Raw genomic sequence first — 25272 nt, 5'->3', positions numbered from 1 at the left:
AGCTGCTATTATACTTTTAGGTTCCATCCGGGTTCATATTCCCTGGTCCATAATTTATTGGCTTCGGTATCATTTAATATATGCCCGTTTGCCGGGTTACAGTTCAACACCCTGCCTACACGCTGTGCAATATTGCCCAATTGCGGTATAAGTGTCGATTTATGTCCGCTTTCTATCTGCTGGGTAAGCTTTTCCGATCCCTGTATGGCATTTATAAAGTTCTGCAGATGTACCCTGTCCAGCAATTCTGTAGGGCTTACGGTATTGGTTGCATCAATAGGTGTTTCATCCTTTATTTCCTTCACCAATTTATTATCCGCATCATATACTATATAGCCATTTCCGCCTCCATAATATATGGTACCGTTATCCCCGTAAAATATTACTCCTCTGCCCACTCCTTCGGAGTTAAAACCATTACAACTGCGCCCTTCCCAGGCAATAGCCGTATCATTCGGGAAATTTACCAGAATGGTTTGTGTATCGGGAGTTTGCCAATCATCCTTAAAAGCAAAACGTCCGCCGGATGAGGTCACTTTTTCCGGGAAATCAGCACCCAAGCCCCAGCGCATTACATCAATTTCGTGCGTACCGTTATTTAGTGCCTCACCTGTTCCCCAGTTCCAGAACCAATGCCAGTTATAATGGATCAGGTTATCCTTATAGGGCATCCTTGGCGCATAACCCTGCCATAATTCATAATTCAGATTAGCGGGTACGGGCACTACTTTACCAATACCAATTGACGGCCGGTGATTAGCGTACCAGCCCCTTGCGAAATACGCCCTGCCAATAACGCCGTCGTGCAGTTCCTGTACCATCTTTTGTACGTTATTAAAAGAGCGTCGCTGGCTGCCCATTTGCACCAGCCGGCCATATTTTTTTGCGGCTGCAATAGCCATTTCGCCTTCCTCGGGGTTATGGCTACAGGGTTTCTCCACATACACATGCTTTCCCGCCTGGCAGGCTAAAATAGTTGCCGGGGCGTGCCAATGATCCGGCGCTGCTATAACCAGCGCATCAAAGTCCTTTTTATCCAGCAATTGTCTTATGTCAGTTATTCCTTTTGGCTTTTTCCCTGTTATTTTTTCTACTTCGGCTATACATTTTGCCATGGCAATACTGTCCACATCGCAGATATAAGCAATTTCAGTATCGGGAATTGCTGCCAGCTTTTGGGCCAGGAATGAGCCGCGGCCATTAACTCCCATTACACCTATTACTACTTTTTTATTAGGCGAGCCTTTGTAGACACCCGCTGCCATAAGCGACGGACCAACTAAAAAACTACTGCCTGTTAAAGCCACATCCCGGATAAATCTTCTTCTTTGCATAATAAAGACTGGTTTTAATAAAAAGGCGCTGCAAGTACAGCTACAATTGGTTATGCTAATTTAGTATTTAATAAATAAAGCAGTGTAACATAAAGGCAGAAAAATCGTCTTAAATCCGAATAAAAACTAATAATTTAGCTTTTATTATGCACGCATATCAATCAAACTAATTAACTGTATGAAAAAAATTTACGCTGTGTTACTGGCAGGCAGCATTATTGCCTGTTCATTAAATACCGCTATAGCGCAAACAGCAAAGCCGCAGGACCCTGCTTTAAAAATTTACAGGGCTACCCCAACCAAGATCAATGACCTGGTACATACCAAACTTGATGTACGTTTCGACTACAAAAAACGGTACATGTACGGAAAAGAATGGGTTACACTTAAACCACATTTTTACCCAACCGATTCATTAAGGCTCGATGCCAAAGGCATGGATCTTAAGACAATAGCCGTGGTTAAAAATGGCAAAAACATCCCGCTTAAATATACTTATGATGATAGCCTAACCGTAGCCATACAACTGGATAAGGTTTATCAGAACAACGAAAAATATACTATTTATATTGATTACACTGCTAAACCTAACGAGTTACACGTAAAAGGCAGCGCAGCTATTAATGATGCCAAAGGTTTATATTTTATTAACCCTGATGGCACAGAAAAAGATAAACCAACCCAGATATGGACACAGGGCGAAACCGAAAGCTCATCATGCTGGTTCCCTACAATTGATAAGCCGAATCAGAAAACCACTGACGAGATCAGCATGACGGTTCCAGCTAAATATGTTACCCTTTCTAACGGTCGTCTGGCATCTCAAAAAGTTAATAAGGATGGCACCCGTACCGATACCTGGAAAATGGAACTGCCACATTCGCCTTACCTGTTTATGATGGCTGTAGGCGATTTTAAAATTTATCATGACAAGTGGCGCGATAAGCCGGTAGACTATTACCTGGAGCCTAAATATGCGCCATATGCTAAAGATATATTCGGCTTTACACCGGAGGTAATGGAGTTTTACTCTAAGACATTAGGTGTTGATTATCCGTGGAACAAATACGCGCAGATTGTAGTACGCGATTATGTGAGCGGCGCTATGGAAAATACCACAGCTACCCTGCACGGCGAATATGTACAGGGAACAAAACGCGAACTGGCCGACCGCTATTACGATGCCGGCAGAAGCACCATTGTACACGAACTGTTTCACCAGTGGTTTGGCGACTATGTAACTACCGAAAGCTGGAGCAACCTAACTGTAAATGAATCATTCGCTGATTTCAGCGAAAGCCTTTGGGCAGAGCATAAATATGGCAAGGATGCCGGGGATGAGCACATCTACGGCGACAGAATGGCTTACCTGAGTAATCCTAACCTTAAGACAAAAGATCTGGTGCGTTTTCATTATGCGGATAAAGAAGATATGTTTGACCAGGTTACCTACCAAAAAGGTGGTTGCATATTGTATATGCTGCGCAACTTTTTAGGTAATGCCGCATTTTATAAAGGCCTGAACATTTACCTTACCACCAATGCCTTTAAAAACGGCGAAGCACAACAATTGCGTTTAGCAATGGAAGAAGCCAGTGGCCGTGACCTTAACTGGTTCTTTAATCAATGGTATTATGGTGCAGGTAATCCTGTATTAAACATCAGCTATAAATGGGATGATGCCACTAAAACGCAAACCGTTTATCTGGAACAATCACAAGACGGGGATGCCTTTATTTTACCAATGGCTATTGATATATACGCAGGTGGTAAAAAAACCCGCCACAATATCTGGATGAAGGATAAAACCGATACTTTAACTTTCGCGGTTGCCTCAAAACCCGACCTGGTTAATGTTGACGGCGATAAAATATTGGTAGCTAAAAGAAATGAGACTAAAACACTTGCCGAATATGTATTCCAATACTTTAACGCACCGTTGTATTTAGATCGTTTGGAGGCTATAGACTTCGCTGCTAAAAACCAGGGCGATAAGGGCGGGCAAAAAGTTATCATTGCCGCCTTAAAGGATAAGTACTATGGCCTGCGTATAAGGGCTATTAAAGCACTTAACCTTACTAATGATGATATCCATAACGCTGCTTTACCTGTACTGGTAACTTTGGCGCAAACCGATGATAACAATTTGGTAAGGGCAGCTGCAATTACTGCTTTAGGCAAACTTAAGGCATCAGGCAATATGAACTTGTTTAAACAGGCATTAGAGAACCCGTCATACGCTATTGAAGGTGCTGCAATAAATGCTATAGGCATGATAGAGCCTCAACAAGCTATGACCCTGGCTAAAAATTATGAAAAAGATGCAGAGGGTGATCTGGCGCAAGCTATACTAAATGTATATGCTACCAATGGTACCGATGCGCAATGGCCGTACGTTTACGATGAATTTAAAAACGGAGCGCCGCAAACGCAATTTAACCTGATGAAAAAATTTGCTGACTTTACAGGCCGGGTTAAAAATCCGGAATATGCTCAGCAAGGCATTAAGCTCATAGGTGACTTTGGTGTAAAATACAAGCAATATGGTGTTGCACCGCAAGTAATACAAATACTTACCGGCATTAAAAACGAGCGTGCTAAATTGAACGATACAGAGTCGGCTGCACAAGTTGACAAAGCGATAGAGGCGCTTAAGTAAGCCTCGGGTAATATATATTATAACAAAGCCGCCTGAAATTCCGGGCGGCTTTGTTTGTTTATAAATATTCCATGCTAAAATTTAACACTTTTTAAGTAGCATGTTAATTATGAAACATTTAACTTAGCCTATAAACCTGTTGCTTATGAAAAAGTATCTTTTTATGATCGTATTGCTCGCTGTATCGGGCGAATTAATGGCTCAAAATAAACTTACATCACCTAACAATAGTTTATTGCAGAAACCCTATTCGCTAAAGGTAGATACCATGCTGATAGCTCCATCTATACAGGATTATCTTAAATCTCCTAAGCTGGGTAGTTTAACCGATCTGAAAAATTTGAATCAACTTCATACAGTGGCAGAAGTATCTGAAGCGAAAGCGCATACCATGCCTATAGCGGTATTGGAAGGTTACGACCGTATGCCGGTGATTAAATTACAGGGCAATTCTAAAATGCCGATAGCAGGCATGCCTTTGGATAAAAAGAAGATCATTACAACAGTTAATCCGTAAGGTTAAAAATCTTTATTTAGCAGTTTTTCCAGTTCAGCAAAACTGATGTTCATTTTTACACGGCCCTGCTTGGCGTAGGATATCTCTCCTGTCTCTTCAGATACGATAATGGCGGTGGCATCATTGGCTTCGGTAACCCCTATACCCGCCCGATGGCGCAATCCGAACTGTGCGGGAAGGTCGGCCTTTTCGGTTACGGGCAGTATACAACTGGCCGATTTTATTTTATTTTCGGCTATAACCACAGCACCGTCATGCAGCGGACTGTTCTTCTGAAAAATACTCTCCAATAAACGTTTGGATATCTTGGCCTCCATTACCTCGCAACTGTTCTGATAAAATTGTTCGTCGTAATATTTGGCAAATACAATAAGTGCCCCGGTACGGGTTTGTTTCATCACCTTACATGCATCAATTATAGGTTTTATACGTGCATAGTTGTTTTTCTCCGCTTCATCTTTACCAAAAAAGTATTTCCACCAGGCCTTATTGCGCTGCAGGGATGCGTTTTTACCTACCAGCAACAAAAACCGCCTTACCTCCTGCTGAAAAACCACAATAATGGCAATAATACCCACATCAACAAACTTATCCAATATACCGGTAAGCAGCCTCATTTGCAGCGCCTTTACTACCATGTACAATAAATAAATGGTGATAAGGCCAATAAATATGTTAGCTGCTATAGTGCCACGTATAAGATTATACAACTGATATATGATAAAAGCTACCAGTATGATATCCAGTACATCAAAAAAGCTGAATTTCAGGAAGCTCAGATCAAAAAATTGCATGTTACGAAGTTAATAAGTTTCCGCTAACATCATATTCACAGGAGGTAAGTATTAGCAGAATTAAAATCTATTTATTACGCTCGGTAGTAAAACGGACCAGCTGCTCTAATCCTGTTCGGGCATCACCGGCAGGGAAGGTGTTTAAAATTTCAAAAGCCTCCTCCTGATATTTTTTCATTTGCGTACCTGCGTATTGTAGTCCGCCCTTTTCCTTTACAAAAGCGATGATCTCCGCTATTTTCTTAGGATCATCATTATGATTTTTTACCAGATTGATCATCCTTTTCCGTTCAGCAGATTGACTGTTATTGAGCGCGTATATAAGCGGCAGAGTAACCTTTTTCTCTTTTATATCAATGCCTAAAGGTTTGCCTACATCGTCGGTGCCAAAATCAAACATATCATCCTTAATCTGGAAAGCGATGCCTATTTTTTCTCCAAAAAGCCGCATTTTTTCAATAGTTGCATCGTCCGCACCGGCAGACGCCGCTCCACAGGCACAGCATGATGCAATAAGTGACGCGGTTTTTTGGCGTATCACTTCGTAATAAACATCCTCGCTGATATCCATTCTCCGCACCTTTTCTATCTGCAACAGTTCGCCTTCGCTCATCTGCTTTACCGCCTCAGATACGATCTTAAGCAATTTAAAATCCCCGTTATCTATAGAAAGCAACAACCCTTTTGATAACAGGTAATCGCCCACCAGTACGGCTATTTTATTTTTCCATAAAGCGTTGATGGAGAAAAACCCCCGGCGCTGGTAGGAGTTATCCACCACATCATCATGCACCAGTGTGGCCGTGTGCAGCAACTCCACCAAAGCCGCACCGCGATGCGTGCTTTCATTAATACCCCCGCATATACTGGCAGAAAAGAACACGAACATGGGCCGTATTTGCTTACCCTTACGCTTTACTATATAATGGGTAATACGATCAAGCAAGGGCACAGCACTTTGCATTGATGTTTTGAATTTCTCTTCAAAAACATCAATTTCAGCAGCTATGGGTTTTTTAATCTCGTTGATGTTTAGCATTAAATAAACATGCTTTATGTAACATATAGCCGGTGAGGCAATTTGCAGCAAACATAAGGTAAAAATATAAATCTGCCCCTATAGGTTATTTTTTAAATTACATTAAACCATAACTGCTTTTTGTGCTCATATGTATAGTTAGTTAATAGAATACAGAAGTTTTGATTTGTGAGTTAAAGTTTTCGTTTTGAGACGGGGCCTGTTTTTTACAGACCCCGTTTTTTTGTTGCGCATAAACGTTATTATTTTACCTTTGCATGCTCAAAATACGGAGAGGTGTCTGAGTGGTCGAAAGAGCACGCCTGGAAAGTGTGTATACGCCAAAAGTGTATCGAGGGTTCGAATCCCTCCCTCTCCGCTGATAACGTTAACAAAAGTGTCAAAAAGCCCTTTAATTGTATTTTAAAGGGCTTTTTCTATTTTCTACCCTACCAAAAATCGCATAAAAACGCATAACTCTATTGCTTGATTCCATGTGTGATTTTAAATTCAAAAATCACACAATGAAGTCACTTAATAAATTGACATACAGGTTATTTAAGGCGCGGACATCTGGTGTGAGGATTCGGATAAAGGTATTTTGTTTAACTTTAAAATCAGCCTTATGTTAGAAAAGCTCCGCAGTATCCATTTTGAGCGGAAACGATGAGGAAATGTAATCACAATTCTACTGTTAATATTTGGCGAACTTTAATAAGATTGTTCGTAATCAATATATTTAATTTGTTTGATTATTAAAATGAAACAGAGGCAGAACTCAGATTTGCGGAGTATTCTTTTTACTTTTACTCCTGTTAGGGAGAGCTCTGAAATTGATAAAAATAGCTTTTGACAAGCACGATGAAGACCGGAAATATCTATAGACATGGAAATTAAATCCCGTGTACGCTGGCAAAAATCAGTTATCCACTTTTGATACATATCAGGAAATAGCTTCGCATAAGTAAACTCTGGCAATGCTACTAAAACGGGAAACTTTCAACTACAAAGATCAATGTGTCATTGAAAAATTGCTGATTCAGCCACCTCATCGTTTTTCGACTATTTTTCAGGATAACGCCTGTTTTCTCCACTTTAAAAACACCGATACAGTTATTTGGTCCGCTACAGCAAAACTTGACTTAACTTCAGATAATACAGTCTTGTTGAAATGCGGAACATATTTCGCGGATTTTATCGGGAATCTGGCGGGTGAACCTTCCGAAGTTTATGCGGTTCATCTTTATCCGGGTATCTTAAAGGAACTTTATAAAAGTGATTTCCCCGCTACCATCAAATCAAACCAGGAAAAAAGAGACACTGTGGAGATAAAAGGATCTTTTTTGATCACTCATTTCATCGAAAGCCTGGCCCTGTACTTTGATCATCGGGAACTCATGAACCCTGAATTACTATTGCTAAAAATGAAAGAAATAGTTTTATTATTAATGCAGACCAGTAATGCAGGTACGGTCTCCACTTTGTTCTCCAGCCTCTATTCTCCCCGCCACGTGACGCTCTCGGAAGTAGTGGAAAACCATTTACATTCAGATCTTTCTATCAGCGAACTGGCGAGCCTGTCCGGTTTGAGTCTTTCAACCTTCAAAAGGGAATTTAAAAAACAATTTCGGGATACGCCCTCCAACTATTTAAAGGACAAAAGACTCGAAGAGTCCAAAAAATTGCTTTTAAAAACTGAATTATCTGTCAGTGAGATTTGCTATAAGGTTGGGTTCAAAGACATCGCTCATTTTTCAAGGTCTTTTAAACAAAAATATAAATCTTCTCCCTCAGATTTTAGATCATTGAACCGGTAAGTCAAACAATTGAACCGGCCAGTCAAACCCCTGCTCATGATAGCATGTAGTTTTGTTAAAAAAACAATCATCATGAAATCCTTAAAAATAAGAAGCTTACTATTAGGCAGCTTTATATTCGCGTTCGGCGCTTTAAAATTGGTGGATCCATTTGGCAGTTGGTTCCATATTCAACTCATCAATAGTGGCCTGGGAGATTTTATGTTTCCTTTTGGCGTAGGCACAGAAATTACAACGGGCCTGATATTACTTGGCGCATTAATTATTAAAAGCAAAATTTTTTATAGACGATTTCTCGCTTTCATTATCGCCGGGTCAGTTCTGGTGGTTTTCACAATGATCACGGCTATCTATGTTCATCTTCAGCCCAACGTGCCGGCTAATGTGTTGCCCCTGGGCATCAAACCGCCGGTTATTCCTGTGACGGTTTTGATCCTGGCTGCAGTAAATATCCTTTTCACTTTCAAACTTTACCAAACAACACCTGGTCCGGTTGGTAACTGATGAAGACGTTTAAGTTTATTATTGAGTATCTCCATTTTCTGTTGACGGCTGCCGATTGACCTGCCATGCTGCCTGATTGTATTATTAATGATCATCGTGCTGCTGTTTTATATATAGTTGATCAACCAGGGTCATTAATACGGCTATAACCGGTGTTGCCAGCAAAACGCCCCAAAAACCGCTAAGTAGCCCCATGGCTACCTGGCCGAATATAACCAGAGCGGGCGGCATGCTTACCATTTTCTTTTGAATAAGGGGTTGGGTAACTGCACTTTGCACTACTTGTATGCCGGTATATAAACCAAACACCAATAATGCAGTATCGGTACCCTGCATAAGTGCCAGAAGAAGTGCCGGCACCAAGGCTATAATAGGACCAAAATTGGGGATAAAATTCATTAGTCCGGCTATCAGTGCAAGCGTCAGGATTAGCGGCATCCCCATTATCCATAACCCGATGGCGGTAAGTACGGCAATAAACATAAAGCCAAAAAGCTGACCCTTTATCCAGTCCTTTAGCACCCGGTGCATCTTATCCATTATTTGGTCTCCTTTTTCTTTAGCCTGCGGCGGTAAAAGCCGTATCACCCCTTTTTTATAAACTTTGGGGCTGGCAGTAAAAAACAATCCCAATAATAAAATGATATAAACATCACTTAAGATACCAAATGAGGATGAGAAAAACTTTTTTAATATGGAAACCGATTTGCCCGTATCCCCCGAAGAGTTCAAATATTCCGCCACTTTATCACCCGCCGGATATTGCTTTAGCCAGTCTTTCGCGTGGCTGATAGTTCGCGGCAGCGTTTCAGATAGTTGTGTTACCTGATCCTGTAATCGCGCGCCTACAAACCAAAAAAAACCAGCAAGCAAGATAAAATTCAGCAATACCGAAAGGAGGACGGAAACTTTATAAGGCAAATGCAGCCATCGGTGCAATAGTCCGGCCAAACCATGAAAATAAATAGCCATCAGTATTCCGGCTAATGTTAGCAGCACTACACTAAACAGCGTTTTGAATAATAGTAGGATGATAATGATCAGCGACAATATCCCACCAACCATCCATACCTTAGAAGTAAAAGCGGACTTATTATCTTTATTATCGTCGTTGGGTTCTGCCATATAAAATTTAAGTTTGTGCTTGGAATGTATTTCTGTTTTACAGGCAATTATATACAAGTCACTATTATCCTACAGAAGCAGTGTACTTCCTCCCGGATATGCCAACGACCCTTTAAAGTTAATGAATTATGATTGCCCTCTTATCAACCCTGGAAATAGCTGTCCTGGCGTCAATTATATATTTGAAACAATTATTTCTTGCACTATGTTTTATAAAAACTGAGAAAGCGCCATTGAATTAATCACAATTTCACAAAAGCATAATATTAAAAAACCACAAATGGCATCGCCATTGCTCTATTGGTTTTCTAATTTAAAAACCATGACATTATTCAATCTGCCCGATCCTGATGAGTCAGAAGACTTGTCAGAAGAAACCGAGGATCCAAGTGAAGACGGAGTTCTTGATGATGACTTCAGTGAAGATTACGATACAGACAGTGTCGATGATTCTGAAACTGAATACACAGAAGATTCTGATGATGAATAATTTCATCCCTTAGGTTAAAGGAAGCCGACGTAGCGCGGCTTCTTTTAATTTACTCAAAAACAATTTAATTTAAAACAGCATTCATACAATGAGCGGCTTTAATAAGTTACGCATCACTATACCCACACGTCAAACTTTAACACGCGCAATACATGCCATTTAAACACATCCATTTTATTATTAACCCCGCCTCCGGTAAAGAAGAACCTATCTTATCTTTTATACAAAAGGCCTTTAAAGATAGCTCAGTAAAATGGGAGGTAACTGTTACCCGTGAAGAAAATGACGCGTTTGATACTGCTGAAAAACTAATTGACAAAACCGACCTCATAGTAGTTTACGGCGGCGACGGTAGCATTACACAAGTAGCCCGGGCATTAAAAGGCACTAAAACTCCCATGGCCATTATCCCTGGTGGTACAGCTAACGTAATGTCAAAAGAATTGGGTATACCACAGGATTCTGAAGAAGCCCTTAGAGTTATTACTGATAAAAATGCCAAACTCATTAAGATGGACACTGGCGAAGCTAATGGCTCCCCGTTTCTGCTACGTATTAATTTCGGCATTATGGCGGATATGATATTGGAGGCGGATGAACAGTTAAAAAACAAGATGGGACAAATGGCTTATGGGGTAACTGTAGTTAAAACCATTGCAAATGCCAAACTTGAAACTTACAGGTTAATTATAGACGGAAAAGAATTTGAAGAAGAGGGTGTTGCGCTTACAATTACTAACGCCGGAAATACAGGCATAGGCGATTTTGATTTGTTCCCCGGGATAAGCATTACTGACGGTTTACTGGATGTATTGCTTTTAAAGGATGCCGGTTTGCTATCCATGTTAAAGATCACAGGTACTACGCTTTTTCAAACGGAATCTGACGTTTTAAAGCACTGGCGATGTAAAACCGCAACCGTCATCATGAAAAGCCCTACATCTTACATACTTGATGATTGTAAAGAAACAGCAAGCAAAGTTGAAATTAACATTATACCGCTGGCATTAAATGTACTGGTGCCTGCTGAACGTGCCTGATATGTTTGAAAAAACAAAAAGCATCTGGCTTATCGTCGTCATTTTTATAGCAAAAATGATAGATATTCTGCACCGTTATTTATACGGCCTGCCCAATATCAAAAGAAGCCAGCTCACTGCTGAACTGTTCCTGGGCAGCCAGTACAGTCTGATAGGATTGCGAAAATTAAAGAAAATAGGCATTACAGCCATTGTTAATATGCGCATACATTCTGTATACAACGAAGCGGCATACGAGGGTATCAAATATTTACATATCCCTACTGTTGACAATACCCCACCGTTAATGGATGACCTCATCAGGGGTGCTCAATTCATAGATGATGAAATAAAACATGGCGGAAAGGTTTATGTACACTGCCGCCAGGGATTAGGGCGTGGCCCTACAATGGCTATTGCCTACCTTATTAAAACAGGACTAACCTTTGAAGATGCCTTTGCCCTGGTAAAAAAAGTGCGTACATTTATAAACCCTCGTCCCGGGCAAATTCAACGGCTTAAAGAACTGGAAGAATATTATAATGAGAATAAATCCTAATCCCGTATAGCTTATGAAAAAAAAGCGATACTCTTTTGTTAGCCCATTGCATTAAATTTAGATCATCCAGATATTTTAATTTGTTACAAAAACATCCGTCATGAAACATAAAGCCACATCTATACGGCCATTTATAGGCGCAAAAGATTTTAATACCTCACGCAGTTTCTACAAAGACCTAGGCTTTACCGAAAGTATTCTGAGCCACAACATGTCGTATTTTAAAACTGAGGATCTGGGGTTTTACCTGCAGGATGCTTACGTTAAAGACTGGATAGATAACAGCATGATATTTTTAGAGGTGGACGATGTGGAACGTTATTGGGACGAACTTGTTGCCTTAAATCTGCCGGCAAAATATAAAGGAGCAAAATTAACTCCGGTTTGTCATTACGATTGGGGAAGAGAGTGTTTCCTGCATGATCCGTCTGGTATATTGTGGCACTTTGGAGAGTTTGTTAAAAAATAGCCCTTCAATTATATTGTGCTACCACGTGTCATAAAAATATCCCTTTTCTAATTCATAATTGGCATTGCGTACATAATGTACTTAATTTGGGTATATCGGAATATATCATTATGGCTGTCGCTGAAAATACTAATACTGCTTTATTAATAATGGAAATGCAGGTTGCGTTATTACAAAACCTGCCAAATGCCCAACCTATGCTGGATAACGTTGCTCACGCAATTGCTTATGCCCGAAAAAAAGGCATTCCTGTAATTTATGTTGTAGTAGGTTTTCGTTCCGGTTTACCTGAAATAAGTATATATAATAAAAGTTTTGCGGCAAGTAAAGAGCGTTTTTCATCAGTAAATCCCGAAGATTTTGTAAAAATAGAGCCGTCTATAGCACCCGCTTCAGGAGAAATAACTATTACCAAACGCCGTTTCAGCGCATTTACCGGGAGCGACCTCGAAGTAATTTTAAGAGCCAATGGCATTCAGCAACTTGTATTAAGTGGCATTATTACAAGCGGTGTAGTATTATCTACCGTTCGTGAAGCGGCAGATAAAGATTATAGCATCACTGTGTTAGCTGATTGTTGTGCCGACCGTGATAATGAGGTACATGAGATGCTTATGCATAAAATTTTCCCTCGCCAGGCCGAGGTTATTAACGTGGCTGATTGGGTAAAATAGCAGATGATCTTCCGCCCTGTTTTTAAAGCTTTTGTAAATTAAAGCCTGAATCTACTAAATTGCAGCTAATGAAATTTTTTAAGCTTTTTCCGGTTATACTAATACTTACTGTGCTTAGTGATAATGGCATGGCGCAGGTAAACACTGCTAACACTATCAACTATGTACAAAATCGTGCCCCTTTACGCACCAACCCTTATATTGAGTTACCCTTAGGCGCCATAAAACCCGGGGGCTGGCTGCGGGAAATGCTTATCCGTCAAAAAAATGGAGCAACGGGCAATCTGGATAAATTATATCCACTGGTTATGGGTGAACGCAATGGCTGGTTAGGTGGCGACGGTGATCAGTGGGAACGCGGGCCATATTGGCTGGATGGTTTAGTACCCCTGGCTTATATTTTACACGATAAGGAACTTATTGCAAAGGTTAAACCCTGGATAGAGTGGACGTTAAACAGCCAGCAGCCCGACGGTTACTTTGGCCCGGCAAAAGATTACCCGCCGGAGGCCGGCATACAACGGGACAATAGCCACGACTGGTGGCCAAAAATGGTAATGCTGAAGGTTTTGAAACAATATTACTCGGCCACAGGCGATAAAAGGGTAATAAAGCTATTCACCAATTATTTTAAGTATCAGCTTAAAGAGCTGCCCGCCCACCCGCTGGATCATTGGTCGTTTTGGGCACGATACCGCGGCGGCGATAATTTAATGGTGGTGTACTGGTTATATAATATTACCGGAGATAAATTCTTATTAGACCTTGCCGACCTTATACATCAGCAAACCTTTAATTACACCAATGCATTTTTAAATACAGATATGCTGGCAAAAATGGGGAGCATTCACGGTGTGAATCTGGCACAAGGGATAAAAGAGCCGGCGATATACTATCAGCAACATCCGGATAAGAAATATACAGACGCTATCGAAAAAGCATACGCCGATCTGCGCCAATACGATGAAACCGCCAATGGTATGTACGGTGGCGATGAGGCCTTGCATGGCAACAATCCTACCCAGGGATCGGAATTGTGCAGCGCCGTAGAATTAATGTACTCGCTGGAGAAAACGCTGGAAATTACCGGTGGCGTAAGCTATGCAGATCACCTGGAAAAAATAGCTTTTAATACTTTAACCTCACAAATTGATGAAACGTTTAACAACCGCCAGTATTTTCAACAGGCCAACCAGGTGATGCTTACCCGCCACGGGCGAAATTTTGACGTTAATCATAGCGGAACCGATGTTTGTTACGGCCTGCTTACGGGCTATGCTTGCTGTACTTCAAACATGCACCAGGGGTGGCCAAAATTCACTCAAAACCTTTGGTACGCTACACCCGACAAAGGATTAGCCTCATTAGTATACTCGCCCAGTACAGTAACCGCGCTTGTAGCCGATAAACAGTCTGTTACTATTAAAGAAGAAACCAACTATCCTTTCAGCGAAACTATAAAGTTCACACTAAGCACTCCTAAAAAAATTATCTTTCCGTTAGAGTTACGCGTACCTGCATGGTGTACCAAAGCCACTGTAAAGATAAACGGAAAAACTTTAGAGCAATCTGAAGGAAACAACATTGTGAAGATAGACCGCGAATGGACATCGGGCGACGTGGTTGAACTGGAATTACCTATGCATGTATTTAAAAACACCTGGTATGAGAATTCAGTATCGGTTGAACGTGGCCCTATTACCTATGCTTTAAAAATAGGAGAGAACATTAAAAAAGTGGACAATGAAAAAGATCCGCTTATATATGGCAAAACCTATTATGAGGTTACCCCAACAACGCCATGGAATTACGGATTGATAGACATCCGAAACGATAAGTTAAACGAAGAATACAAGGTGGAAAAAGCGTCTGCAATGTCTGCTTACCCCTGGACACTTAACTCCGCTCCCCTAATTATTAAAACAAAAGCAAGGCGCATCCCCACGTGGACTTTATATAACGACATGGCGGGACCTATTCCATATAGCATTATTTATAATGAGGGGATACCCAAACAACCGGACGAGGATATAATTTTGATACCCTATGGATGCACTCAATTACGCATTTCACAGTTTCCGGTAGTAGGCCGGTAAAAGCACTGCATAAACTACCCCTACGTAATAAAAATATGCAAAAAAATATTTTAATGACGTAGGGGTAAAATCCGGCTTTGTTGTATTACCAGCATGACAAAGATATTAGTTACAGGCTCAACCGGGTTTATTGGCAGGCAGCTTACGCTTTCGCTTGCCAATATGGGGTATGACGTAAAAGCGCTGTGCCGCAATACGGCACATCCTTACCTTATAAAACATAAAAACATTGAGCCTGTAAAAGGTGATATACTTGATATTAAAAGCATCCGCAACGCCTTGCAGGGGTGCTCACAGGTATACCATACAGCAGCAATGGCCAAAATGTGGTGCCGCAACCCGGACGATTTTCTGCAAACTAATGTGACCGGTACACGCAACGTGCTTGAAGCTGCCGGATTAGCCGGAATAAACAAAACCGTATATACATCAACCTGCGGTGTTTGGGGACCAAGCACAAAACATCCTGTAAGTGAAGATGAACCCCGTATTGTTGGTTTCCCTATAGCTTATGAGCGTACCAAACACCTGGCAGAACTGCAGGTACAGCAATACGTTAACCAGGGGATGAATGTGGTAATAGTCAATCCCTCACGTGTATTTGGTGAAGGCCCCGTTACCGACAGCAACACAGTTGGTAAAATGGTGTACGGCTATTTAAAAGGCAAATGGCGCGTAATTCCGGGTACGGGCGTGCAGGTGGCTAATTACGCTTATCTGCATGATGTTGTTAACGGACATATTGCGGCAATGGATAAAGGCATTCCGGGAAACCGTTATATATTAGGCGGAGAAGACATTAGCTTTAACGAGTTTTTTTCTACACTGTATGTAACATCAGGAACACAGCACAGGATGATACGGATACCGCAAAAGTTGATAAAATTTTACAGCCAGTTAGAACGGGTAAAAACCAAAATAACCGGATTACCCCCATTTTTTTTACCCGAATTTGCCGACCGTTTGAAGTTTGACCAGCGTTACAGCAGTCAAAAAGCTATTAAGCAATTGGGTTATCAAATAACACCGTTTACCGAGGGAATGAAACGAACCGTTAATTATTTAAAAGCCATTGCATGATACCTAAACTAACCGCAATTGTTACTGGTGCCAGTGAAGGTTTGGGTAAATCATTCGCCGTAGAACTGGCACGTAGGGATATTGACCTGGTACTGATTGCACTGCCCGGTTCCAGTTTGGAAGCATTGGCAACCTATATCCGAAAAAACTTTGATGTTAAAGTAAGTTCCCTGGAAAAAGATCTCACTTATAGTGAAACGTATACAGATATATTTACCTTTCTTAAGAAGCAGCATATTACCGCACATATATTGATCAATAATGCAGGATTAGGCAACTGGTCGTGGTTTGAGGATAAAAGCGTGAGCTTTTATAAAAAACAAATAGAACTAAATGTAATTACTCCTGTTTTATTAACCAGGTTGTTTTTAGATCAGGCAAACCCTGCCATTACATCATATTTGTTAAATGTAGGCAGTCTTGGCGGGTTGTTCGTAGTACCTAAAAAACAGGTTTACGGTGCTACCAAATCATTTATCCGCTATTTTACACAGTGCCTTCAACTGGAACTTTCGGATTCGAATATAAAAATAAGCTTATTGAGCCCCGGAGGAATTAATACGAAACCCGAATTGCTGGTACTCAACAATAGGTTAAGGGGAATATCAAAAGCTACCATATTTGAAGCGGAAGATGTGGCAAAAATTGCCATTGACGGTATGCTGAAAGGCAAAAAAGAAATTATACCCGGCGTTATTAACAGGCTAATGGTTGTACTAAACAGTATCTTACCGGGCTTTGTGAAAAACTTAATTATAAAGAACAGACTAAAAGAAATACTAAAAAGTAATGATAAGATCATTGATAGCGTACCGGCATATTAAAAACCTGTGCCGTTTTTTTGAAAGCACCAGCAACACTTTCAAGATAATTAACAGCGAAACAATCACAGTGATATCCGGAAGATTAAGCGGTTTGGTATTTGAGTTTGATTTTGAAGCTTGCCGTGTAAAAACCAACAATCGCTACACCTGCCTTGACCTTGCGGACGATTACAGTACCGACACTTTACTAAAAGTTTTACTTAGCCACAACATTATCCGATACAGCGACCTGGAGTTGTATGATTAATTATCTGTATTACGATTTCAAAAGAAATTGATACCAAGGTTCCACCCTATCCACCAGTTAAGTTTCCGGTTATCGGATGGTAAATTATGATGAAGGTTCTGTGCAAGGGCATATCCGTTTACAGAGGTTTGCTGGTTTGAATAAAAAACATTTAATGCTGGTCCACCGGTTATTGAAATCCACCTGCTCAGTTTAATGTTGATATTAGCATCCAAACGATTCAAAAAATTGGCATAGTCCCAACTTCCTTCATATAAATACCTGCTGCTCAATTCCGGATTAAATGCAAAGCTCTTACTCAAATGCATCAGGTTTCCAAAACCCAGGCCAAATCCATATATTTTACTATTATTGTTTAACCGCGCTCCGGCGGTATAAATGGTATATAAGTTTTCGCTGCCTGATTTTACGGCAATATTTGCATTCAGCGTTTCATTGGCGGATAAGGTGAGTTTATGATATCCGTGCCGTACTATATTTATCAACCCGATACTAAAGCCCGAAGAGGTATCTGCAATATTCACCAGTCCTATCTGTAAGCCCCGCAAATTTCTGGCGTAATTAAAAACGCCTCCAATTTGTATCCCGGAAAATTTAGCTCCGGCAACATTCCCTAAAGCGGCAAGTTGTATTCCATTCACATTACCGTTAGCGATATTACCAACCGGCCCGATCTGCATACCAGATAGACTGCCACGCACATGATTATATAAACTGAATTGAACACCATTAAGATCGTGCTTTATGCTGTTATGCAGCAATGCAAATTGCACCCCATTAAAATTACCTAAAACATTGTTATATAAACCTCCGATCTGCACACCGTTAACCGTACCTCCAACAATGTTAAACGCGCCAGCAAGTTGAAAATGCTGTACATTACCTTTATCCAGGTTAAAAATAATGCCAAGCTCGGCCCCGTCAACTCCGGCATTATAACCGCCAACGGCGTTTAACGATACCTTGTTCACTATTTGTCCGCTTAGTTCACCATGAGTGCTTACATTAGGAATTGCCGATGCCTGGAACGGCGCATTGGCGATCATTCCACTTAAATTCATCGATTGTATCCGCTGCCGGGTGCTGATAAACAGTTTACCTAACGACGTCGTCTCTATCCCTTCAAAATCATTGTTCACCGCATAATAAAAAGCACTGCGGTTAACCTGACGATTTATTTTAACATCGTTCAAAAAAATAATGGTGGTATCCTTATAAAACTCTTTACTAATAGTGAGATGCACCTGCACACCTTCGTTTTTGAGCCGTAATTCAAAATAGCCATCAGCGTTAGTTAATGTGGATTGCAGTAAATTCTTTTCGTAAACACTGGCATTAGGCAGTTTTCTTCCGTTTTGCTCATCCGTTATAAATCCGGTGATCACATATTCGTTATTTTCGGTTATGGCCTTTTCTGTAATTAATGATAGTTTTAACGGTGCGTATCGTAAAATAACATAATCTTTTGTCTCTTTATATTCAAAACGACTACGCAGCATCTGGTTCAATACATCCCGTATGGTAAGATTATCGGCATCAACACTAATTAGGCTATCCGTTTTCAAGATGTTGCTATTGTATGAAAAATAGAACTTCCCCTTTTCTTCCATCGTTTTCAGCACCACCCCCAAGGGCATGTTTTTAACGTGGATGGAGATGTTACGGGTTAATATAGATTGAGCAAAGGCGGTTTGTATCTCCACAGAGAATAACAAAACAATCCCAATAACACATAGGCGTATAATACGATACATTAATTAGATATTAAGCTTTATTACTTTAAAATAATGGTGCCATCCCTGTGCTGAACAGTAATATTAAATGTGGCCGATATCACTTTAAATATTTCATCTGGCGATTGATCTTTAAAAACTGTAGTAATGGGCAAATTGATCAAGGCTTTATTTTCTATCACTATGTTAACATGATATATCTGGTTAAGCGCCTGCACCAGTTCATACAAAGGCGTATTATCGCAAATTAGTTCATGGTTAATATAATAGCTGTATAATTTACCGTTCACAGTTTCCTTTACTAAAGCGTCCTTATTATTCGCGACCTCCGTTTTTTCACCGGGCTTTAAGGTTAAGCTGTTATCTGCCTTCCTCACATTTACAATGCCCGTCTCCACAACTACTTCGGTTTTCCCATTTCTGCTTTTTATGTTAAAAGACGTACCCACCACTTTAACCGTTACATCATTAACCTTAATAATAAAGGGTTTAGCTTTATCGGGAGCTACTTTAAAAAATGCCTCTCCCTCTAAACTTACTGAGCGTATATCCCCACTGAATTTTTCGGGATAGGTGAGTTTCGATAAAGCATTCAGTGTGATAACAGAGCCATCAGGGAGCGTATCAATAAGCACCCGGTTATTGCTTTGCAACTTCACTAAGGCCATTACGCGGCTGCCAATAATGTAATTAACAGCGAAGTAACCAATAGTACAAATTAACAAGACAGAAGCTGCTACTGCAAGCCATCTTATCGGCCTTATTTTTTTATTATTACCGGCATCAACCGACTGCTCTTTGTTAATGCGACTTTTTAACCTTAAAAAAGCAGCATCCTCGTTAACGGTACTGTTGCCGGCTACCAGCAAACTTTGATCCCATATCGCCTTTAGTTGTTCGTAATGCTTGTTATTGGCATCGCCGGTACTTATCCATTCCAAAATTGCACGGGTCTCTTCGGGCGTAGCTTCGCCCACGAGGTATTTTACCAGCACATCATCAGTTATATGGATATTATTGTTACTCATGTTTACCGGTTAATCAATATAAATAACAGAATGATTAAAAATTCGGCCAATTTTATACGCATCAGTTTTAAGGCCTTTCCCATTTGGTTTTCAATTGTTTTCACTGAAAGCCCCATCTGGTCGGCAATTTGTTGATATTTTAGCTGTTCAAATCTGCTTAGCTGAAAAATTATACGGCACTGCTGCGGCAACTCATTTAATGCCTTTTGAATATGCTGCTCTAATTCTCCTGCCAGTACATTTTTTGAAGAATGGTCTTCCATTTGCTCCATTTGATCGGCATAATACACCTGGAACGTTGCCTTTACTTTTTGTTGTTTAAGATAGTTTAAACATTCATTATGCACAGCACGGTACAAGTATGCCTTTAATGAACCATCGGGTTTAAGCTGCTCGCGTTTTTCCCATACGCGGCAAAAAATATTCTGAACTACCTCTTCCGCCAACTCATCATTTTTTAAAAAGGTAAAGGCATAGGCATGCAGATTTTTAAAGTGATCTTTAAATACCTTTTCAAACGCCTTCTCACTTCCCTGCCTCAGTAAATTGATGACCGTGCTATCGCTGTATTCCACTTTAAAAGGGTGAAAATATGCGTTAAATATAGCCGCTTTCATGGTCATATCCATATTTACCTGCTTTATACCAGTTTTATTTGGATAGTATATAATGAATGATGAATGTCAACTTTACTACAAATTCCGTTAGTGTACGAATAATAATTGTAATTACCATCTGGCAGATCAATACGGTAAACGTGATCCCCGGTTTGCTTCACTCTTAAAAATTGCTGAAAGTTATCAGAATATACCTGAGCATTATCCTTAGGCTCACAACAATACAATAACATCAGATTATTGTTAATGGTAGTTGCGTTTAAAATGCCGCTTTTGCCTTCGGCTATAGTTTTATACCCTTCATCGGCAGCCAGTGTTTGGCGGTTGGCTTTTTCTTTACCGTTCACTTTGCGTAAAACATGCGAACTCATCAGTTTTCCGTCCTGAAACAATGATTCCTCATTACAAAAAACATTTATGCTGAATATAAATTTAACTTTTACTTCCGATATCATTTTAAGATAAAGGTTGTTGCCGTTCCTCTTTTTATAAAGGTCCAGACAGCCCACCACTTTATTACCTTTCAATACATTATATTTCACCGTCTGCTCCTGTGCGAACAACGGTAAACTTAAAGTTAACATCATTAACATTACAGCAGTTACTGTTTTTACTGATCTTAAGCTGGTGTATTTTTTATTTTGCCTGCGGCGGTTGAGCAGCGGTGTTGCATATTTTTTAAAGAGCCAAATTATTAATGCTGGTATCATGGTAGGTATATGTTTGTTTTACCCCCTTAATACAACATCAGCCAGTTTTACCCCTATGCCATTTCAAAAAATTTAATTTTATCCCTAAATATAAAAAAAGCGATGGCTTACGTCATCGCTTTCAGTATCAAATATAGCCTGCTTTATTTTTCAGCAAAACGGTTCACAATATTTACTGCTGCTCCGGGTAGTTTAACTTTATAACGATAGCCGCCACCAAAGCTATCTTCTTCTTTTAAAAATTCATGGCCCTTTTTACTTATCCAAAAAGTTTCGGTATAGTGTGCGCCATTATGTTCGCTTTCGGTAAATAGTTTCCAGCAATCTACCTGTTGGTTATCCAGTGTACTTATCACCTCGCTGCCAATTACCTTATAAATAGTATATTGAGGCTTACCATAACCGGCATCATAAAAATTAATGGCGAATATTTTCCCAGCGGCCAGCGGCAACATCTCGAAAGTTTCTATATCAAGGTTCCAGTTAAAGTTTGGTGCAGCAAAGTCAAGCGAAAAATCTTTTACGGTATTTTGCACCACGCTGTCGGCACCGGTAATTTTACTGGCAGACCAATTATATGAGCGCTTTTTACCCGCCACCGTTTCTGAATGATAAACAGGAGCAAAATCTTTTAATCTGTTTATAGAATATACCGTACGGTAACTTGTAGTATCGCTTCCATACCAGTTTTGGGTAGTTACAAATACTTTTTGTCCGTTTTTGGTTTGTATCTGCGTATTACGCAGCCATAACCAAAAAACCAAACTCTTTGGTTTTTTTGAACTTTGGAAATAAACCAGATATTGCCTTAAGCCCGGCTTTAAAGATGAAGTATTAAAACGTTTATCGCCCATCCGTATGGTATCAGTTTGCGCAGCGGCAACTTGCGGCTTTCCGGAAAAGAACAGCACGGTTAATGTGACATATAAAATTTTAATGAAGAGTGAAGATGCTTTCATGATTTAAATAGATTACGTTATTAATTATCGTAAAACTGCAATGTGTAGTGTCCTGCTCAAATTCATTTCAATCCTTGGTAATTAGTATTTAATAAACACTGGTAATTTTTAAACGCGTACACTTTTAACAGATGTTTAACCCATCCATTGAAAAAAACGGTATCGATTGAAAATTTGCGGGGTGCTGTTTAAATAATAGGCTAACTATAAAAATCCTTTGTAATTTTAACTATGCAATTGTTTAAGGACAAGCCAACCATAACACAGTTACAATGGCTGGTTTGGGTATTCGTGTTTTTAGTAGTGATGCTTTCACTGGTGCCAATGGATGGTTTTGCGCAAGCTATAGTTTACGCCATATTAAGCACATCGTTTTACGCGGCAATTATTTATGGTAATATTTCGTGGCTGTTCCCCCGGCTGTATCAAAAAGGCAAAATAACGCTATATGTATTGGCGATTATTCTGTTCCTGTTTGCGGTAGGCTTAATAAGAACCGTTATTACGCTTAATATTTATAACGCCTTATTTGCTAAAAACCCCGAGCCAATGAATTGGAAAGCTGTAAGCAGCTTTGTAATAGGCGGGGTAATGGTATTTTTGCTGAGTTTTATCTTTCGTATTGCCATAGCTTATTTCAGTTTAAAACAACAGGCGGAAGATATGGCCGCACAAAAAACTCAAGCCGAGCTTAATCTGCTAAAATCGCAGGTGCAACCTCATTTTTTGTTTAATACACTTAATAATATTTATTACGAAGCCTACGTGGAGGCGCCACGAACTGCCGGACTTATTGAGCGTTTAGCCGACATTATGCGGTACTTTGTTGATGAAAGTCCGAAACAAAAAACATCCCTGTCAACCGAAATTCAATTTATTGAAAATTATATTGCACTGGAGAAGATCCGTATAAAGTATGATATAGAAATCAGCTTTACAAAAAACTGCGACGCAGCCTTAAGTATTCCGCCTATGCTGTTAATGACTTTTGTTGAAAATATTTTTAAACATGGCATTGATAAAACCAGCAGTACCAATAAGGTTGAAATAAGTTTACTTATTAAAGATGATCGTTTAATATTTAGCACTACGAACACCCTGCCTCAAAAGCAGAAGGATAATTCATTCAATGGGTTTGGGATTGAGAATCTACGCCGACGGCTCGAATTATTATACCAAAAAGATTTTGAACTGATTACAGAAAGCACCCGCAGCATTTTTTCCGCATATTTAAATATTCCGATGATATGAATTTAAAGTGCATAATAGTTGATGATGAGCCAAACGCGGTAAACTTATTGGAAGTGCTTATTGGGCAAACCACAGGATGGCAGCTTGTGGGAAAATGTTATAATGCGCTTGAGGCGATTGCATTTTTTAAAAAGCAACAGGCCGATCTTATATTCCTGGATATTAACATGCCTCAGCTAAGTGGTATGGAACTGGCAGGCTTGCTCCCCACTGAAACGCGCATAGTTTTTACAACAGCATATGCCGAATATGCGGCTGAAAGTTATACCTACCAAACTATTGATTACCTGCTTAAACCAATTACACTCAAACGTTTTTTAGCATCGGTAAAAAAAATAGAAGCCGCTTTTGAAAAAATTCCGCTTGTTCAAAAAACTGGAGAACCGGATGAATCGAACTACTTTTTTGTAAAATCGGGTAAAACACTACGAAAGGTACTATTGGAGGAAGTTTTATATTTCGAGGGTGAAAAGGAATATGTAAGACTGGTAACTGCTAACGAAGAAATATTGCTATATCGCCGGTTAAAAGATATTGATGAACAGCTATCTCCCCCGTTTGTGCGGGTACATAACTCGTACATTGTTAACACCAAATTGCTCCGGAAATTTCAGGATAACCATATCTATATCGGCAATAAGCAAATACCCGTCAGCGAAAAATTCCGGGAAGGCTTTATGCAATTGATACGACAGCGAATATTTTAAGATTCCGAAAGCTCGCCGCGCAGGTCCTGCTCCAGGCATTCCTTAACCTCTTTAGGGTCGGCTATCTCGCCCAACAGGTACATCATTTTGGTTACAGCAGCTTCATAGGTCATATCATATCCGTTGGCTACGCCTATATCCTTTAACTGTTTGCTGGTATCGTAACGGCCAAGTTCCACTGTGCCCACTTTACATTGTGATATATCCAGTATAACCTTTCCGTTATCAATAGCGTTCTTAAGCAAGTCAATAAACCAACTATCGGTAGTGGTGTTTCCGGCCCCAAATGTTTCCATTACAATGCCACGTACATCTGCCGAAAGTATGGTTTCTACCACCTTAGCGCTTATGCCCGGATATAATTTTAACACAGCTACATCGCTCACTAAATTATTATGCACTTTAAGCGGCCCTTCGCCGGGTTGCCTTATATCATTAGCACTAAAACGCAAATGTACCCCGGATTCTGCTAAAATAGGGTAGTTAGGCGAACGGAAGGCTTCAAATTTGGATGAATTATACTTAAACGCGCGGTTGCCCCTGAATAGCTTATAATCAAAATAGATACAAACCTCCGGTACGCGGGAGTGACCGTTCTTTTTAGCCTTGGCTATTTCAATGGCTGTCATCAGATTTTCCTTTGCATCTGTACGTACAGCGCTTATTGGCAATTGGGAACCCGTGAAAATTACCGGTTTGTTAAGATTTTGCAGCATAAAACTTAATGCCGAAGCCGTAAAAGCCATCGTATCCGATCCGTGCAAAATTACGTATCCGTCAACATCGTCGTAATTAGCTTCAATTAAACCTGCCAGTTCGCTCCACACAGCGGGGTTCATGTTAGAGGAATCAATGATCTGCTCAAAAGAATGCACCTTAATTTTACAATTAAGTTTTTCCAATTCAGGCACATTATCCATTATCTGCTCAAAATTGATAGGGACAAGTGACTTAGTAACAGGATCGCTCATCATACCTATGGTGCCACCGGTATAGATGATCAGTATTTGGCTCATTAAATCAGGTTTATACTATAAAAAT

The 25272-nt window shown here is 40.1% G+C and carries 25 protein-coding genes and 1 tRNA gene; 16 read left to right on the top strand and 10 right to left on the bottom strand.

Annotated features, from left to right (window positions below; all coding sequences use genetic code 11):
* Nucleotides 1-8: 8 nt before the first annotated feature.
* Nucleotides 9-1334: a Gfo/Idh/MocA family protein gene (locus tag I5M19_RS00970; protein ID WP_200063126.1), complete on the bottom strand. Its 1326-nt coding sequence runs from the start codon at nt 1332-1334 to the stop codon at nt 9-11.
* A 178-nt stretch (nt 1335-1512) separates the two neighbouring features.
* On the opposite strand from I5M19_RS00970, the gene I5M19_RS00965 reads away from it, so the two are divergent.
* Together I5M19_RS00965 and I5M19_RS00960 are read left to right on the top strand one after the other, a co-directional pair.
* A complete protein-coding gene (locus tag I5M19_RS00965) occupies nt 1513-3993 on the top strand; it encodes a M1 family metallopeptidase (RefSeq protein WP_200063124.1) in 2481 nt (826 codons plus the stop codon).
* Nucleotides 3994-4138: 145 nt separating this feature from the next.
* Nucleotides 4139-4510, top strand: a complete 372-nt coding sequence (locus I5M19_RS00960; RefSeq protein ID WP_200063122.1) for a hypothetical protein — start codon at nt 4139-4141, stop codon at nt 4508-4510.
* 2 nt (nt 4511-4512) lie between these two features.
* Here the strand turns inward: I5M19_RS00960 and cdaA are convergent, their stop codons facing one another.
* Nucleotides 4513-5304: a diadenylate cyclase CdaA gene (cdaA, locus tag I5M19_RS00955; protein ID WP_200063120.1), complete on the bottom strand. Its 792-nt coding sequence runs from the start codon at nt 5302-5304 to the stop codon at nt 4513-4515.
* Between the two features lie 67 nt (nt 5305-5371).
* Nucleotides 5372-6343: a polyprenyl synthetase family protein gene (locus I5M19_RS00950; RefSeq protein ID WP_200063118.1), complete on the bottom strand. Its 972-nt coding sequence runs from the start codon at nt 6341-6343 to the stop codon at nt 5372-5374.
* Between the two features lie 270 nt (nt 6344-6613).
* Here I5M19_RS00950 and I5M19_RS00945 point away from each other — a divergent pair.
* From I5M19_RS00945 to I5M19_RS00935, 3 genes are all read left to right on the top strand, one after another.
* Nucleotides 6614-6701: transfer RNA gene (locus tag I5M19_RS00945), tRNA-Ser, on the top strand.
* A gap of 598 nt (nt 6702-7299) precedes the next feature.
* Nucleotides 7300-8139, top strand: coding sequence for a helix-turn-helix domain-containing protein (locus I5M19_RS00940; RefSeq protein WP_200063116.1), 840 nt, complete (start codon nt 7300-7302; stop codon nt 8137-8139).
* A gap of 72 nt (nt 8140-8211) precedes the next feature.
* Nucleotides 8212-8643 (top strand): hypothetical protein, encoded by a 432-nt coding sequence (locus I5M19_RS00935; RefSeq protein ID WP_200063114.1) that lies wholly within the window; start codon nt 8212-8214, stop codon nt 8641-8643.
* An 84-nt stretch (nt 8644-8727) separates the two neighbouring features.
* Here the strand turns inward: I5M19_RS00935 and I5M19_RS00930 are convergent, their stop codons facing one another.
* On the bottom strand, nt 8728-9768 hold the full coding sequence (locus I5M19_RS00930) for an AI-2E family transporter (RefSeq protein WP_200063111.1): 1041 nt from the start codon (nt 9766-9768) through the stop codon (nt 8728-8730).
* Between the two features lie 280 nt (nt 9769-10048).
* Between I5M19_RS00930 and I5M19_RS00925 the strand changes: the two genes are divergently transcribed.
* The 9 genes from I5M19_RS00925 to I5M19_RS00885 all read left to right on the top strand — a co-directional run bounded on the left by I5M19_RS00925 (nt 10049) and on the right by I5M19_RS00885 (nt 17226).
* The gene (locus I5M19_RS00925; RefSeq protein ID WP_200063109.1) at nt 10049-10258 is read left to right on the top strand and encodes a hypothetical protein; all 210 of its coding nucleotides are present in this window, start codon (nt 10049-10051) and stop codon (nt 10256-10258) included.
* A gap of 152 nt (nt 10259-10410) precedes the next feature.
* Entirely contained in the window at nt 10411-11298 is an 888-nt protein-coding gene (locus tag I5M19_RS00920) for a diacylglycerol/lipid kinase family protein (protein WP_200063107.1), read from the top strand.
* Nucleotides 11270-11836 carry a dual specificity protein phosphatase family protein gene (locus I5M19_RS00915; protein WP_235985735.1) on the top strand — a complete coding sequence of 189 codons (567 nt, stop codon included), beginning with the start codon at nt 11270-11272 and terminating at the stop codon, nt 11834-11836. Before I5M19_RS00920 ends, I5M19_RS00915 begins: the two co-directional genes overlap by 29 nt.
* Nucleotides 11837-11936: 100 nt before the next feature.
* Nucleotides 11937-12305, top strand: a complete 369-nt coding sequence (locus I5M19_RS00910; protein WP_200063105.1) for a VOC family protein — start codon at nt 11937-11939, stop codon at nt 12303-12305.
* A 110-nt stretch (nt 12306-12415) separates the two neighbouring features.
* Nucleotides 12416-12979, top strand: coding sequence for a cysteine hydrolase family protein (locus tag I5M19_RS00905; RefSeq protein WP_200063103.1), 564 nt, complete (start codon nt 12416-12418; stop codon nt 12977-12979).
* Between the two features lie 68 nt (nt 12980-13047).
* A complete protein-coding gene (locus I5M19_RS00900; protein WP_200063101.1) occupies nt 13048-15075 on the top strand; it encodes a beta-L-arabinofuranosidase domain-containing protein in 2028 nt (675 codons plus the stop codon).
* Between the two features lie 93 nt (nt 15076-15168).
* The gene (locus I5M19_RS00895; protein ID WP_200063099.1) at nt 15169-16155 is read left to right on the top strand and encodes an NAD-dependent epimerase/dehydratase family protein; all 987 of its coding nucleotides are present in this window, start codon (nt 15169-15171) and stop codon (nt 16153-16155) included.
* Nucleotides 16152-16979, top strand: coding sequence for an SDR family NAD(P)-dependent oxidoreductase (locus tag I5M19_RS00890; RefSeq protein WP_200063098.1), 828 nt, complete (start codon nt 16152-16154; stop codon nt 16977-16979). The genes I5M19_RS00895 and I5M19_RS00890 overlap by 4 nt, the downstream gene beginning before the upstream one ends.
* Entirely contained in the window at nt 16945-17226 is a 282-nt protein-coding gene (locus I5M19_RS00885) for a hypothetical protein (RefSeq protein ID WP_200063096.1), read from the top strand. Before I5M19_RS00890 ends, I5M19_RS00885 begins: the two co-directional genes overlap by 35 nt.
* 17 nt (nt 17227-17243) lie before the next feature.
* On the opposite strand, the gene I5M19_RS00880 is transcribed toward I5M19_RS00885, so the two are convergent.
* The 5 genes from I5M19_RS00880 to I5M19_RS00860 all read right to left on the bottom strand — a co-directional run bounded on the left by I5M19_RS00880 (nt 17244) and on the right by I5M19_RS00860 (nt 22273).
* Nucleotides 17244-18980 carry an STN and carboxypeptidase regulatory-like domain-containing protein gene (locus tag I5M19_RS00880; protein ID WP_200063094.1) on the bottom strand — a complete coding sequence of 579 codons (1737 nt, stop codon included), beginning with the start codon at nt 18978-18980 and terminating at the stop codon, nt 17244-17246.
* Between the two features lie 20 nt (nt 18981-19000).
* A complete protein-coding gene (locus I5M19_RS00875) occupies nt 19001-19987 on the bottom strand; it encodes a FecR domain-containing protein (protein WP_200063092.1) in 987 nt (328 codons plus the stop codon).
* A 2-nt stretch (nt 19988-19989) separates the two neighbouring features.
* A complete protein-coding gene (locus I5M19_RS00870) occupies nt 19990-20610 on the bottom strand; it encodes an RNA polymerase sigma-70 factor (RefSeq protein WP_235985734.1) in 621 nt (206 codons plus the stop codon).
* A gap of 17 nt (nt 20611-20627) precedes the next feature.
* On the bottom strand, nt 20628-21314 hold the full coding sequence (locus I5M19_RS00865; protein WP_200063091.1) for a DUF6134 family protein: 687 nt from the start codon (nt 21312-21314) through the stop codon (nt 20628-20630).
* A 143-nt stretch (nt 21315-21457) separates the two neighbouring features.
* Nucleotides 21458-22273, bottom strand: coding sequence for a DUF3108 domain-containing protein (locus tag I5M19_RS00860; protein ID WP_200063090.1), 816 nt, complete (start codon nt 22271-22273; stop codon nt 21458-21460).
* 231 nt (nt 22274-22504) lie between these two features.
* Between I5M19_RS00860 and I5M19_RS00855 the strand changes: the two genes are divergently transcribed.
* Together I5M19_RS00855 and I5M19_RS00850 are read left to right on the top strand one after the other, a co-directional pair.
* Entirely contained in the window at nt 22505-23524 is a 1020-nt protein-coding gene (locus I5M19_RS00855; RefSeq protein ID WP_200063089.1) for a sensor histidine kinase, read from the top strand.
* Nucleotides 23521-24231: a LytR/AlgR family response regulator transcription factor gene (locus tag I5M19_RS00850; RefSeq protein ID WP_200063087.1), complete on the top strand. Its 711-nt coding sequence runs from the start codon at nt 23521-23523 to the stop codon at nt 24229-24231. Before I5M19_RS00855 ends, I5M19_RS00850 begins: the two co-directional genes overlap by 4 nt.
* Here the strand turns inward: I5M19_RS00850 and I5M19_RS00845 are convergent.
* A complete protein-coding gene (locus tag I5M19_RS00845; RefSeq protein ID WP_200063085.1) occupies nt 24228-25247 on the bottom strand; it encodes an asparaginase in 1020 nt (339 codons plus the stop codon). The genes I5M19_RS00850 and I5M19_RS00845 overlap by 4 nt on opposite strands.
* Nucleotides 25248-25272 lie beyond the last annotated feature (25 nt).

Source organism: Mucilaginibacter segetis (assembly GCF_016522075.1).
In the GTDB taxonomy this organism is placed as follows: domain Bacteria; phylum Bacteroidota; class Bacteroidia; order Sphingobacteriales; family Sphingobacteriaceae; genus Mucilaginibacter; species Mucilaginibacter segetis.
The sequence above is the reverse complement of the archived record's forward strand: the minus strand, read 5'-3'. Positions and strand labels throughout refer to the sequence as shown.

What these genes read in the sequence shown, in the direction of transcription:
- I5M19_RS00925 (WP_200063109.1), top strand. Translation starts at nt 10,049, where the DNA reads ATGGCATCGCCATTGCTCTATTGGTTTTCTAATTTAAAAACCATGACA.
- I5M19_RS00885 (WP_200063096.1), top strand. Translation starts at nt 16,945, where the DNA reads ATGATAAGATCATTGATAGCGTACCGGCATATTAAAAACCTGTGCCGT.
- I5M19_RS00870 (WP_235985734.1), bottom strand. Translation starts at nt 20,610, where the DNA reads ATGACCATGAAAGCGGCTATATTTAACGCATATTTTCACCCTTTTAAA.
- I5M19_RS00895 (WP_200063099.1), top strand. Translation starts at nt 15,169, where the DNA reads ATGACAAAGATATTAGTTACAGGCTCAACCGGGTTTATTGGCAGGCAG.
- I5M19_RS00915 (WP_235985735.1), top strand. Translation starts at nt 11,270, where the DNA reads ATGTACTGGTGCCTGCTGAACGTGCCTGATATGTTTGAAAAAACAAAA.
- I5M19_RS00950 (WP_200063118.1), bottom strand. Translation starts at nt 6,343, where the DNA reads ATGCTAAACATCAACGAGATTAAAAAACCCATAGCTGCTGAAATTGAT.
- I5M19_RS00965 (WP_200063124.1), top strand. Translation starts at nt 1,513, where the DNA reads ATGAAAAAAATTTACGCTGTGTTACTGGCAGGCAGCATTATTGCCTGT.
- I5M19_RS00860 (WP_200063090.1), bottom strand. Translation starts at nt 22,273, where the DNA reads ATGAAAGCATCTTCACTCTTCATTAAAATTTTATATGTCACATTAACC.
- cdaA (WP_200063120.1), bottom strand. Translation starts at nt 5,304, where the DNA reads ATGCAATTTTTTGATCTGAGCTTCCTGAAATTCAGCTTTTTTGATGTA.
- I5M19_RS00970 (WP_200063126.1), bottom strand. Translation starts at nt 1,334, where the DNA reads ATGCAAAGAAGAAGATTTATCCGGGATGTGGCTTTAACAGGCAGTAGT.
- I5M19_RS00940 (WP_200063116.1), top strand. Translation starts at nt 7,300, where the DNA reads ATGCTACTAAAACGGGAAACTTTCAACTACAAAGATCAATGTGTCATT.
- I5M19_RS00845 (WP_200063085.1), bottom strand. Translation starts at nt 25,247, where the DNA reads ATGAGCCAAATACTGATCATCTATACCGGTGGCACCATAGGTATGATG.
- I5M19_RS00930 (WP_200063111.1), bottom strand. Translation starts at nt 9,768, where the DNA reads ATGGCAGAACCCAACGACGATAATAAAGATAATAAGTCCGCTTTTACT.
- I5M19_RS00960 (WP_200063122.1), top strand. Translation starts at nt 4,139, where the DNA reads ATGAAAAAGTATCTTTTTATGATCGTATTGCTCGCTGTATCGGGCGAA.
- I5M19_RS00910 (WP_200063105.1), top strand. Translation starts at nt 11,937, where the DNA reads ATGAAACATAAAGCCACATCTATACGGCCATTTATAGGCGCAAAAGAT.
- I5M19_RS00855 (WP_200063089.1), top strand. Translation starts at nt 22,505, where the DNA reads ATGCAATTGTTTAAGGACAAGCCAACCATAACACAGTTACAATGGCTG.
- I5M19_RS00900 (WP_200063101.1), top strand. Translation starts at nt 13,048, where the DNA reads ATGAAATTTTTTAAGCTTTTTCCGGTTATACTAATACTTACTGTGCTT.
- I5M19_RS00850 (WP_200063087.1), top strand. Translation starts at nt 23,521, where the DNA reads ATGAATTTAAAGTGCATAATAGTTGATGATGAGCCAAACGCGGTAAAC.
- I5M19_RS00880 (WP_200063094.1), bottom strand. Translation starts at nt 18,980, where the DNA reads ATGTATCGTATTATACGCCTATGTGTTATTGGGATTGTTTTGTTATTC.
- I5M19_RS00935 (WP_200063114.1), top strand. Translation starts at nt 8,212, where the DNA reads ATGAAATCCTTAAAAATAAGAAGCTTACTATTAGGCAGCTTTATATTC.
- I5M19_RS00890 (WP_200063098.1), top strand. Translation starts at nt 16,152, where the DNA reads ATGATACCTAAACTAACCGCAATTGTTACTGGTGCCAGTGAAGGTTTG.
- I5M19_RS00920 (WP_200063107.1), top strand. Translation starts at nt 10,411, where the DNA reads ATGCCATTTAAACACATCCATTTTATTATTAACCCCGCCTCCGGTAAA.
- I5M19_RS00865 (WP_200063091.1), bottom strand. Translation starts at nt 21,314, where the DNA reads ATGATACCAGCATTAATAATTTGGCTCTTTAAAAAATATGCAACACCG.
- I5M19_RS00875 (WP_200063092.1), bottom strand. Translation starts at nt 19,987, where the DNA reads ATGAGTAACAATAATATCCATATAACTGATGATGTGCTGGTAAAATAC.
- I5M19_RS00905 (WP_200063103.1), top strand. Translation starts at nt 12,416, where the DNA reads ATGGCTGTCGCTGAAAATACTAATACTGCTTTATTAATAATGGAAATG.